At 60.1% G+C, this 12,224-nt stretch carries 8 protein-coding genes; 5 read left to right on the top strand and 3 right to left on the bottom strand.

What is annotated here, in order from left to right:
* Positions 1–4 precede the first annotated feature (4 nt).
* Positions 5–805, bottom strand: coding sequence for an energy transducer TonB (locus AKL27_RS27060; protein WP_083438915.1), 801 nt, complete (start codon positions 803–805; stop codon positions 5–7).
* Between the two features lie 442 nt (positions 806–1,247).
* Here AKL27_RS27060 and AKL27_RS07120 point away from each other — a divergent pair, with 442 nt between their 5' ends.
* Positions 1,248–2,261, top strand: coding sequence for an ABC transporter substrate-binding protein (locus AKL27_RS07120; protein ID WP_050462095.1), 1,014 nt, complete (start codon positions 1,248–1,250; stop codon positions 2,259–2,261).
* Between the two features lie 27 nt (positions 2,262–2,288).
* Here AKL27_RS07120 and AKL27_RS07115 read toward each other — a convergent pair whose 3' ends face one another.
* Positions 2,289–3,986, bottom strand: coding sequence for a diguanylate cyclase (locus AKL27_RS07115; protein ID WP_198155902.1), 1,698 nt, complete (start codon positions 3,984–3,986; stop codon positions 2,289–2,291).
* Positions 3,987–4,418: 432 nt separating this feature from the next.
* Here AKL27_RS07115 and AKL27_RS07110 point away from each other — a divergent pair, with 432 nt between their 5' ends.
* Together AKL27_RS07110 and AKL27_RS07105 are read left to right on the top strand one after the other, a co-directional pair.
* Positions 4,419–5,642, top strand: a complete 1,224-nt coding sequence (locus AKL27_RS07110) for a multidrug effflux MFS transporter (RefSeq protein WP_050462093.1) — start codon at positions 4,419–4,421, stop codon at positions 5,640–5,642.
* Between the two features lie 48 nt (positions 5,643–5,690).
* Entirely contained in the window at positions 5,691–8,393 is a 2,703-nt protein-coding gene (locus AKL27_RS07105) for an FtsK/SpoIIIE family DNA translocase (RefSeq protein WP_050462092.1), read from the top strand.
* A 21-nt stretch (positions 8,394–8,414) separates the two neighbouring features.
* Here AKL27_RS07105 and AKL27_RS07100 read toward each other — a convergent pair whose 3' ends face one another.
* The gene (locus tag AKL27_RS07100; RefSeq protein ID WP_050462091.1) at positions 8,415–9,971 is read right to left on the bottom strand and encodes an EAL domain-containing protein; all 1,557 of its coding nucleotides are present in this window, start codon (positions 9,969–9,971) and stop codon (positions 8,415–8,417) included.
* 319 nt (positions 9,972–10,290) lie between these two features.
* On the opposite strand from AKL27_RS07100, the gene AKL27_RS28105 reads away from it, so the two are divergent.
* Positions 10,291–10,473: a hypothetical protein gene (locus tag AKL27_RS28105; protein WP_050462090.1), complete on the top strand. Its 183-nt coding sequence runs from the start codon at positions 10,291–10,293 to the stop codon at positions 10,471–10,473.
* A gap of 52 nt (positions 10,474–10,525) precedes the next feature.
* Complete coding sequence (locus AKL27_RS07090) at positions 10,526–12,208, top strand: ATP-binding protein (RefSeq protein ID WP_050462089.1); 1,683 nt, start codon at positions 10,526–10,528, stop codon at positions 12,206–12,208.
* The last annotated feature ends 16 nt before the right edge of the window (positions 12,209–12,224 follow it).

Here is a 12,224-nt window from a genome sequence, read left to right as displayed (position 1 = left end):
TCCTTCACTTTCCAAGTTTAAAATCAATCGGCACCTGCACCCAACCGTCAACGGCGGTCGAGCCACGCATGGCCGGGACAAACAACCATCCACGGACCGCCTTGAGCGCCGCTTCATCCAGGGTATTGCGCCCGCTCGACTGCACAATCTCGATCTGGTCCGGACGCCCGTTGGCCTGCACATGCACATTCAGCAGTACCTGCCCTTCCCAGCCCCGGCTGCGCGCCATGACCGGATAGCTGGGTGGCGGATTATTGAGATAAGCGGCATCACCGCGCGGCTGCGTGGTTTTTTCAGCTTTCGCAGCAGGCGCCGGCGGAGCGGCTGGTGCCGCAACGGCAACCGCTTCGGCCGGCGCCTGACTGTTGTCGGTCACGACAGTGTTTGCAGCCGCGATTGCCGGCGCAGCCGGTGCCGGTGTTCTGATCGTTGGCGGCGGCTTCAACAGGGGCGGCACCGGCGCCAGTTTTTTGGGTGGTGTTGGCGGCGACGACGGTGGCGCCTGCGGCAAAGGCTGCGGCTTGCTGATCTGGATTTCTATCGGCGGCACTTTGGGTGGCGTCACCGGCGCATCGGCTGGTCCGTATGAGAGTGCGCCGAAAATGGCGGCATGCAGCAACAAGGCCAACAGCACCAAACCAAGCAACGTGAATATCCTGCGCGAACCAATCGCCGCTGCCGCAGGTGGCAACGGCAGCGCACCATCGGCCGCTGCCACGGCCGGCCGCACCACTATCCGGGCCGAACGTTTGCGCGCCATGCGTCGCGCAGTCACATTTGCGCCTTGAAAAGTCAACGTACTCATGAATGCCAGACTCTGGAAAATAATTGCGCAGACGTAAAGTCGCCTGCCAGCGACCACGTTCAGCAGATTCCATGCCAAGCCGCCAGACCTTGTCGCACCATGGCTTAAGCGCTTGATATCGCTAAGTTTTTTTGCGGCAGCGCAATATGCACTGTCGATTGCCGGTCGCGCTGATTGCTGCCGTGCTGCTGCAAACGCAGCAACATGCTGATGCAGTGTTGCTGATCCAGCAGCGTCATTGAGTGGCAGGTCTGCGCCGGAACGGCGCCGGCGACCCCGGCCATCAGTGCGAGACAGACAGCCAGCGCCGGATTGACGACGACTGAACGGATACCGCTCAGGTGGCGATCGGCACCGCTGCATATGGCGCATTTTTTGCTATGAAGAGGAACCAGATCGTTTTCCTGTGCTTTGCGCACGTCCGTACAACCGACCTTTGACTATGAACAATATCTTGCCATCGCCGCCTGCAACCCACCCCTTGTGGTACGAACGCTCGCCTGTGCCGACCCCGCTCGGGATCGCCGTGCATCTCGGCTGGCTCAATGGTGAACCGTCGGCGGATGGCGTGGCAATCAAATCGCTGCGCACGCCCGAGATGCTGCAAGATCCGGCACTGCATCGGGAATACATGCTGACCCGCTCATTTCGTCAAGGCAGCAGCATTCCGGCGTTGTGGGCACGGGCGCGCAAGGCCGATACCTATGTCATCGGATTGTCGTGGACGGATGAATCGCAGCAAATCCTGACCTTGCCTGGCTCCGGCATTCGCAGCATCAGGGATTTGCGTGGCCGGCGGCTGGCCATACCGCGATGTCAGGAAGACGATATCGACATGTTCCGCGCCACGGCCTTGCGCGGCTTTCTGAGCGCCATGGAACTGGAAGGCCTGAGCGCGGACGAGGTAGAACTGGTGTATGTGGAACGCGACCTGCGCCGGCTGTATCTGGCCGAAGCCCATGCCTTGCTGCATGGTGAAGTCGATGCCATCTATGTGCGCGGCTCGCCCGGTCTGGAAATTGCGCAAACACTCAATGCCCATGTGGTGGTGGATATCGGCTTTCATCCTGACCCGCACATTCGCAACAATAACGGCACGCCACGGCCGCTGACCGTGCACGGCGAAATCTTGCGCAACTTTCCCGACATCGTCGCCGGCTTCCTGCAACTGGTCTCTGACGCCGGCGAATGGGCCAAGACCCATCCCAACGAAACCATCGCTTACATCGCCAGCGAAACCGGCACCGCAGCGGAATCGGTACGTGCTGCCTACGGCAAAAACCTGCACCGGAATCTGGGCGTCGATCTGGCACCGACCTCGATTGCAGCCCTGAGCGACTTCAAGGATTTTCTGTTCAAGTGGGATCTGCTGCCGGGCAATTTCAACATCGACGACTGGATCGACCACGGTCCACTGACGCTGATACAAGCCAATGGCTTGCGCAAGCGCGCCTGAACCGCTTCAACCGATCTGAACAGGCAATCAACTCACCAGCGTCAGGCCAGTGCCGCTGCGAATCCGCCGGATCTGTCGCTTGCCGGCACGCTTTCCCTCATACATGGCGGTATCGGCATATTTGAGCAGGCCTTCGGCGCTGGCGGCGTCAATCGGGGCGATGGCGTAACCGATGGTCATGCCGAATTCACACACGGTGGTGCTGAGGATAAAAGGATCAATACAGCAGGCCAGCAACTTTTCGGCCACCTGCGCCGCCTGCACTTCATTGTGCTGACGGGGCGCCACCACCACAAACTCGTCACCGCCCAGACGTCCGACCAGATCGCCGCCACGCACCGCATGCCGCAACCGCTGCGCCACCAGCGTCAGTGCTTCGTCGCCGGCGTCATGGCCATACGCGTCATTGATCGGCTTGAAGCCGTCCAGATCGATAACATACAACGCCAGCATCTGCGACGGGCTGACGTGCTTGAAGAGTTTTTGCAGTTCATGCTCCAGTCCGCGCCGGTTAAGCAAACCGGTCAGCGCATCAGTCTGCGACACGATCAGCAAGCGGTCGCGTTCCAGCTGGCTTTGGGCGGCCGCCCGCCGGATGCCGTCGGAGCGCAGACTCATGGCCATCACCCAGGCCAGCAAATCGAGCGCGGCGGTCACCTGCGGCAGGTGCTCGATCCAGTGAAAACGCGGCAGGACGCCATGATGCAAGCCCATTGCCACCAGCAAACCAACGCCATGCGGCAGCATGCCGGCGATCACCCAGATGGCAATCGGGTCGCCTTCACGGGCGCGCCGCAACGCTTGCGGAAAAACCAGAATCAGCGGCCACGGGCCAATCAGTCCGATGGCCAGCACGACATCGCTGCCATCCAGCGCACCGAGCAAAAACAAGAACGCCAGCACCGCCAGCAACGCGGCCAGAAAGCGCAGAACGAAACTGATGCGCGGACTGTTTTCGCGCAACGCCAAGGCCCGTTCGACAAACAAAAAGCCGCTCAACGGCGTCAATAAAATGCATAACAGCGCGATCTTGACGCTCAGATCGGCCGAATCCGGCCAGAAGTGTTGCGCCGCCAGACCGAAGTAACAGAACCAGAGCATGGTGCTGCTGCCGGCAAACAGGGCAAACCAGATATACAGCCGTTCGCGCTGTAGTATCGCGGCCAGCAACGCGTAGGCAACCATGCACAGCCCCAGCCCGAACAGCAGGCTTTGCCAGAATTGGGTTCCGGCTTCTTCCTGCAACAGATGATCGGTCTGCTGCAACGAAACCGGCATCAACATCGCCAGCTTGACGTACTTGCGTGCCCGGATCACCACCTCATAGCGTTCACCCGGCTCCAGCGGCAACTTGACGACATAGGGCAGGAACGGCCAGGGCCTGTCGTTGAAGGCCAGTTGCTGACTCATGAAATTCTGTTGCATGACGCGGCCCTGGTGCACCAGATAGACCGTCAATTCATCCAGGCGCAGGAAATTGACGTTGAGCCACCACACTGCACGCGCGTCAGCCGGCACTTGCAGTTCGGCGCGCAGCCAGACGGTGTCCGGGCGCGGTCCGAGATTGGCATAAGGGACACTGGGAACAGTGAAGTGATCGGATTCGGCCAGCACTTGCTGAATCGACATGGCATGCCTGGGGTCGGACAGCATGCGCAAGGAAGGCCACAAATCCATCGTGCTTTGCTGATCCTGCAAGACCAGCGGCGGCGATTGCGGCAACATCCGGGCAGTATCCGGAAGCGGTATCTGCGCGCGTGCCGCCGGTCCGAAAAGCACCATGCAAAGCAGCAGCAACAACCATGGCAAACGCCCGGCCAGCCGGGATATTCCGGGTGACAGACAAGACTGCTCAGGCAGATTGCCGTTGTGCAAAACCATAAAACCGTTCTGAAAAGATCTTGTTAAGACCTTGTCGCCACTGAATCCGTATCATCGGGAAGATGTTTTCTTTCGAGCAAGAAGTGTAAAGCAAAACAGAACCGGCGGGCGGCATTCCGGCAACAACTATTCAAAAGGATTACAATGCCTGCCTTTCTTCGCCTGCAGGCGATCTTCAATCCCGGGCATCTGCGGCTGATACCGTTATATCAAGCCCGGCCCGACGGCGGCAACGAGACAGCTGGCGGGTTATGCAAGCAATAGTGAAATGAGTTCATGACATCCCCTTTTTTCAAAACAGCGGTGGTATTAGGCCTGCTTTCCGCGATTGGCCCGTTCGCCATTGATATGTATCTGCCGGCGTTGCCGGCGATTGGCGTCAGCCTGAATGCCGACGTCGCGGCAATTCAGCAAAGCCTGATGGTATTTTTCATTTCTCTGGCATTGGGACAATTGGTCTATGGCCCGGCGTCCGATATGTTTGGCCGCAAAGCACCGCTCTATTTCGGCCTGACCCTGTTTGGACTGAGCAGCATCGGTTGCGCCATGGCCGGCAGCATCGAGGCGCTGATTGCTTTTCGCTTCGTGCAAGGCCTGGGTGCCGGCGCGGCCATGGTGGTGCCGCGCGCCATCGTGCGCGACTTGCATACCGGCAATGATGCCGCCCGGCTGATGTCACTGTTGATGCTGGTCTTCAGCGTGTCACCGATCCTGGCGCCGCTGGCCGGCAGCGCCATCAGCGCCGGTACTGGCTGGCGCGGAATATTCTGGGTAGTAACCGTCGCCGCCGTGGCTGGTCTGGTGATGACCGCCCGCGTACTGCGCGAAACGCAGCCGGCCGCCGACCGCAAACATCATTCACTGGGCAGTGCCTTTGCCGCCTACGGTTTGTTGCTCAAAGACCGGCATTTTCTGGGATTGACCTTCATCGGTGGTTTCGGCATGGCCAGCTTTTTTGCTTATCTGGCCAATTCGTCGTTCGTATTAATTACCCATTACGGCCTGTCGCCCACCATGTACAGCATCGCCTTTTCCATGAATGCCGTATCGTTCATCGGTGCGTCACAATTTACCGGCAGACTGGGTGCCCGCTTCGGCCTGAAAAAGATGGTGCGCTTTGCCGCGACCGGCTTTGCCCTGACCATGTTGCTGCTGCTGGCAACCTGGCTGCTCGGGGTTGACCGGCTGGATGTGCTGACCTGCTTCCTGTTGGTGGGCAACGCCTTTCTGGGTCTGGTGATTCCGGCCACGGCCGTGCTCGCATTGGAAGAACACGGCGCCATCGCCGGTACCGCCTCGGCCCTGATGGGCACCTTGCAATTGCTGAGCGGCGCCGTCGTCATCGGCATTACCGGTCTGTTCATCGATGGCTCTGCGTTGCCGATGGTGATTGCCATTGCCAGTTGTGCGCTGGTCACGTTATTGCTGACCTATGGCACGCTGGGCGGACTGCGTCACATGGACGTCGTGCCGTCGTCAGATCCGGTCAGCCAGGACTGATGGCAACACTATTTCTGAATCTGCCCTGCTTCCTGTAAACTTCGGCTCATGCGCATATTTCTCTTTAATTGGTTTGGCTGGTCGTTCTTATGGTTGCTGCCCTTGCTGGGCCGGGTGACTCTGTCCTTCGTCGCCGGCAAGCCCGGCCTGCAGGGGCGCGGCACTATCCGCATGTGGCTCGGCGCCGCCGCCATTCTGATTGCCAGCAGCGCGCTGGAAGCCATGCTCCGCATGCAAGATGGCGGCGAACCTGTGGCTGGTGCGGTCGGCCATACCTTGGCCAGCGCCTTGCCGGCATTGGTCGGCAAACCGTTCGCCGTGATTGCCTTCATGGTCATCGGCGCGCTCGGTCTGTCATGGCTGTTCGGCATCGCCAAACCGGCGGCCGCCACCAGCGAGGCGCCGCGCGTTGCGCCAACGGCAACCCCGCTGCCGGTACGGCAACCGGTCAAATCCGAAAAGCCGGCGGCGCTGGACAGAACCGAACGCAGCGAGCGCAGTTCGAATTTCAGCAAAACGTTCACGCCATCCAGCAGCCGTCGCAAGGAACCGTGGTCCCTGCCGGGCCCGGTGCAGGCGGTCAAGAAATCGTCAGCGGCAAAATGGCCGGCACTCCCCAGGAACAACGAAGAAACCCGCCGGCCGGCGCGACCGGAATCGGAATGGGCGGCGTTTGAAACCTTGCGGCCGACACCCGCCATGCTGGCGCGCAGTGAAGCTCCCGCCGCCAATACCCAACAGCAGAATCAGATGCGTCCGGCAACGCCGCCGCGTGCATCAATCAGTAACAGCAGCAGCACCGGCACTACCCGCATCCGGATCAGCGACGCCAGCAGTGCCGGTACCGCAATTCCAACCTCGCTGCGGACCGCGTTGCAAGCACGGATGCCGGCGAGCGAGACGGTCACCAATGTCGCACCGCAGCCGGTACCGGTGGCGCGTCCAATGCCGCCGCCGGCGCCGGTATCAGCGCCGGCAATGACACCCGCCGCTGCGGTCACCGCTCCTGCGCCTGCCCTCACCTCAGCACCATCGGCCATCGTCGCCACCGCGGTCGCACCTGCAGTATCACCGGCGCCATGGACCGTGGCTGCCGCCAGCGTACCGCAAGCGACAGTCGCCGAAGTCATGACTGCCGTGGCCCCGGAGCCGCCCGGCGCGCCGTGGCTGCCGCCGGCACCACGCCCGCAGAGCAGCTGGAACGCTGCACCGGCCGATGAGTCGCCCGCCGTCGAGCACGATGAAGACAGCAGTTGGCTGATGCACCGCAATTCGATTCCGCTGCCGGCCATCGACCTGCTGGATCAGGGTCGCGATTTGCCGGTTGAAATCGAAGCCGCGCAACTGGAAGAAACCGGACAATTGATTGAGCAGCGCCTCAAGGAATTCAAGGTGCCGGTAACCGTACTCGGCGCCAATGCCGGTCCGGTGATCACCCGCTTTGAAATCGAACCGGCGCTTGGCGTGCGCGGCGCCCAGATCGTCAACCTGATGAAAGATCTGTCACGGGCGCTGGGGCTGACATCGATCCGGGTAGTCGAAACCATTCCCGGCAAAACCTGCATGGGACTGGAATTGCCCAATCCGCGCCGCCAAATGATCCGGCTCGCCGAAATCGTGCATTCTGATGCCTACACCCGTTCGGCCTCGATGCTGACACTGGCCATGGGCAAGGACATTACCGGCGTGCCGGTGGTCACCGACCTCGCGCGGGCGCCCCACATGCTGGTGGCCGGCACCACAGGGTCCGGCAAATCGGTGGCGATCAATGCCATGATCCTGTCGCTGCTGTACAAGGCGACGCCGGAAGAAGTCCGGCTGATCATGATTGATCCGAAGATGCTGGAATTGTCGGTGTATGACGGTATTCCGCATTTGCTGGCACCGGTCGTCACGGACATGAAACTGGCCGCCAACGCGCTGAACTGGTGTGTCACGGAAATGGATAAGCGCTATCGCCTGATGTCGGCGCTCGGTGTGCGCAATCTGGCCGGCTACAACCAGAAAATCAAGGATGGCATCGCTGCCGGCAAGCTGGTGCGCAATCCATTCTCGCTCACGCCCGATGCGCCCGAACCGCTGGCACCATTGCCACTGATTGTGGTGGTCATCGACGAACTGGCCGATCTGATGATGGTAGCCGGCAAGAAGATCGAAGAATTGATTGCGCGGCTGGCACAAAAGGCACGCGCCGCCGGGATTCACCTGATTCTGGCGACCCAACGGCCATCGGTGGATGTCATCACCGGTCTGATCAAGGCCAATATTCCCACCCGGGTGGCATTCCAGGTGTCGTCCAAGATCGATTCCCGCACGGTGCTTGATCAGATGGGCGCGGAAGCGTTGCTGGGGCATGGCGACATGCTGTTCCTGCCACCGGGCTCCGGTTATCCACAGCGGGTGCATGGTGCGTTCGTTTCCGATGAGGAGGTGCACCGCGTAGTGGAACACCTGAAGTCATTCGGCGAACCGGATTATGAAGAATCGATTCTGGCCGTACCCGAGTCGGAAGAAATTCAACTGGAACTGGGCGGCGATGCCGGTGATGTCGAAGCCGATCCCTTGTATGACGAAGCTGCCGCCTATGTCATTCGCAGCCGGCGTGCCTCGATCTCCTCGGTGCAGCGTCAATTCCGCATCGGCTACAACCGCGCCGCGCGGTTGGTGGAACAAATGGAAAGCGCCGGCATTCTGTCGGCCATGTCGCGCAATGGTGCGCGCGATGTACTGGCACCGCCGCCGGCAGATTGAACACCGGCCAGGTTGATGCAATCAGCCTGGTCCGCCGGCTTTGCGACTCTGATAAAACACCATGAATTCGGCAAATGGCATCGCCTTGCCGTACAGCCAGCCCTGTCCGAATTCCACTCCCAGCGCCTGCAGATAATCGGCCTGCTCCCGGGTTTCGATGCCTTCGGCGACAATTTTCAGTTGCAAGGTTTTGGCCATCGCCACGATATGCGGCGTCACGCTGCTGTTGAGCAGATCCAGGCCGCTGCTGCTGATGAATGACTTGTCGATTTTCAACGCATCCAACGGCAAATCCTGTAAACAGGACAGACTGGAATAGCCGGTGCCGAAATCGTCGATCGCCACCGCATGTCCCGCCGCCCGCGCCCGCGCAATGGTAATTCTGGCGGCATCGGTATCGATCAATCCGCGCTCTGTCATCTCCAGCCAGAGATGGCGGGCGGCGACGCCGGCGTCCCGCAAGGCTTGCTCCAGTACATTGAGAAAACGGCCGGTCTTGATATCCTGGGCACAGATATTGATGGCGATATGCAAATCAGGCTCGGCCTTGAAGTGCTCTTTGAAATCGTGGATGACGGTATGCATGACCTGATCGGTAATGGCCTGAATCAGGCCGTTGCGTTCGGCCAGCGGAATGAACAGGTCGGGACGCACCATACTGCCATCGGCGCGACACCAGCGCACCAGTGCCTCGGCGCCGACACAGACGCCGCTGCGCATATTGAGCAACGGCTGGTAATGCACGCTGAACCCGCGCCGGTCCACCGCCACGCCAAGCTCTCCCAGCAATGACAAGCGACGGCGCGCCAGCCAGATGACGATGCCAATGAGCAGGAGTGCCGCAGAGGCGCCGAACGGCATGAGCAGCCATTGCTGTTGCGCGACCCGCTCCAGCACCCTGGCATGCGGTTCGGTCAGCACCGCATGCAGATCAACGCCACGCACCACAACCGACAACGGCCCGCCGTCCGGGCCTGGCGGAACATGCAACAGCGACCGGTTCATGGCCAGATCAGGATCATGCTGCGTACCGAAAACACGTCCGTCAGCGGTCATCACGGCCAGCGTCATTTCCGGTTCCAGCACGATGTCGGCAAAACGGGCCGGATCGATCAGGACGTTGTACGAACCAAGATGCAACGCCGTCATCCGCTTACCCATGGTCACGACCGGTTGCATCCGCAACGTGACCTGAATACCGTCGGCCATCGTAAAGTCGGACGCTACCTGCGCCACGCGTGCCGTGGTGACGCCCCACGAAGTGCATTTCAGCAGGCCGGCATCGAAATATCCCATTTCCTCCACATTCTTCGAATTGATCACCGCCAGGCGCATTTCCTGTATGTGCTGCTCAGAACATGGGGGAGCCGTAAATTGCCCGGCATTCTGCAAGACCTTGCGGGCCGCATTCAAGGTCAGATCGGCACGCACGGTGGCCTGCCCAGCAAAGACCGTGAGCCGCTTCCGCTCTTCGCCGATGGCGCTGCTCCATGACAGACAGAACGCCGTCACCAGTGAGATGAGCGTCCCGGCGAATGCGGCCAGAATGGAAATGAAAATGATATATCTGCGATTCAATGTCGCTCCTGTTGCCAACAGGCAATATACAACTCATTATCAAAAAGACAAAATTCAACCGATAAATTTCATGTGCAGTCACCTTGGAATACAACAAAGTGTCAGCCAATTTTTTCTAATGAAATATCGTCAATAAGCGATTCACAGCCCTGGAAGCAGATCTTACAATTCGGTTTTTTGATGGATTCGCTGAGCGGAATCCGGCTCGCCTTGCGGTGCACCGGCACGTATTGAACACGCGTATCAGACCGTACGAAATATCCATCACCGGGCCGTCGCCTCATTCGGCAACGTGACAGCCACACGAGGCGGCAACGAGATGAACGATATGGCACGGATCGCCCCGGCCAATGCAGCGCTGGCAACCGGCGCACACGATGCCGCCGCGTCACAGCCGGCGTTGTCGCCGGCCACGCTGCAATGCGCCCGCCGGGCACACGCTCCATTTCACAGAAAGGATGTGCAGCACCCGCTGCCGGAGAAACAATCGTCATTCATCTGACCGATCCAGGCCGGCAACCGCATCGCCAGTACCCAACCCTCAGGAGGCATGTATGCGCCATCAATTTCTTTTTCTGTGCGCAATGGCAACCGCCACCATAGGCAACGCCCACAATCCGGTCCAGTTCACCAAAGCAGAAAAAAACTGGATCGCGGCACATCCTGTCATCCGCGTGGTCTACGACGCCGACTTCAGACCATTCTCCTACCTCAGCCACGGCGTCTATCGCGGACTGGTCGCCGATTACCTCAACTTCATTGCCAATGTCAGCGGCCTGCGCTTTGAAGCCGAACCCGACAGCGGCGATCGCGATGACCTGTCGCGCCGTCTCGGCGCCAGAGAAATCGATCTGGTCGCCGTTACCGTCAAAAGCAGCGTACTGAACCAGCCGCACCTGCTCTACAGCACGCCGTTTTACAAGGGCAACTCGGTCATCGTGACCCGCTCAAGCGAACTGATCGTGCCCCGCCTGCGCGATCTCGACGGCAAAAAACTGGCCGTGCGCAACGGCACCTACATGAAGCTGGTCAATGCCGAATATCCCGACATTGTCACCATGCCCTTCTCCACCCAGGAAAAAGCCATGGAAGCCGTCGCCGGCGGTCTGGCCGATGCCGCCCTCGATCTCGACGCCGTGCTGATCCCGATCATGCATCACCGCTACGCCAGCCAGCTCAATGTGTCGGGCGTGGCCGCCGACATTCCGATTCAGTTGCGCATGGGCGTGCGCCCGGAATTGCGCGAACTGGCGGCGATCATCAACAAATCGATGGCCTCGATGACCGCCAAGCAACGCGATGACCTAGCCAAGAAATGGCTCAACAGCGGCGATTACGGCGCCCCCAACTGGGTTGCCTTGTTGCGCTACTACACACTGGAACTGGCGGTCGCGGGAGCCGCCATCCTGCTGATGTTCATACTGGTCCTGCGGGAGCGCCAGGCCGGGCGGCGTGCCACCCGCAGCGAACGTGAAAAATCGCTGTTTCTGGCGGTCATGAGTCATGAAATCCGTTCCCCGATGAATGCCATCCTGTCCTCCATTGAATTGCTTCAGGAGCAGCAACTGGATGCCTCCGCCAATGAAATTCTGACCATGGCGGGCACGGCTTCCGAATCATTGCTTGCGCTGCTCGACAATCTGCTCGACTTTTCCAAACTGGAAGCACGGCGACTTGAGCTGATGCTCGCGCCACATGAATTGCGTACGCTCGTGCAAGATGCGGTCAGCATGGCGCGCCTCAAGGCGCGCTTCAAGGGATTGCCGATCCACGTCAACATTTCGACCCCGCATCAATGTCACGTCATTGTCGACGCCGCACGCCTGCGACAAATTCTGATCAATCTGCTTTCCAACGCCACCAAGTTCACCGACCAGGGGGCAATCTATGTGACGGCAGGTTTCACGCCATTGTCGATCGGGGATGCGAATGGCACGCTGGCAATTACCGTCGTCGACAGCGGCATCGGTATTTCGGCGGAAGCACAAAAGCGACTGTTCCGGCCGTTTTCTCAGGCATACGATGCCAGGGCACGACATCGCGGCGGCAGCGGGCTGGGCCTGGCAATCTGTCGCGAACTCATCGTACTGATGGGCGGCAGCATCGATTTGCGCAGCGCTCCCGGCACCGGCACCACGGTCAGCATCCGCATCCCCTGCCAGTCGCAATACCGCTCTGAGCAAAAATTTCCCGAACCTCTGCCAGTCGCCGACGTTCGCGTCAACGCCTACTCGTAACTCAGGCCTATTCGCA

Origin of the sequence: Herbaspirillum autotrophicum, from assembly GCF_001189915.1 — a bacterium.
GTDB lineage: Bacteria > Pseudomonadota > Gammaproteobacteria > Burkholderiales > Burkholderiaceae_D > Herbaspirillum > Herbaspirillum autotrophicum.
Note: the sequence above shows the minus strand (reverse complement) of the source record. Positions and strands in the feature narration are given on the sequence as shown.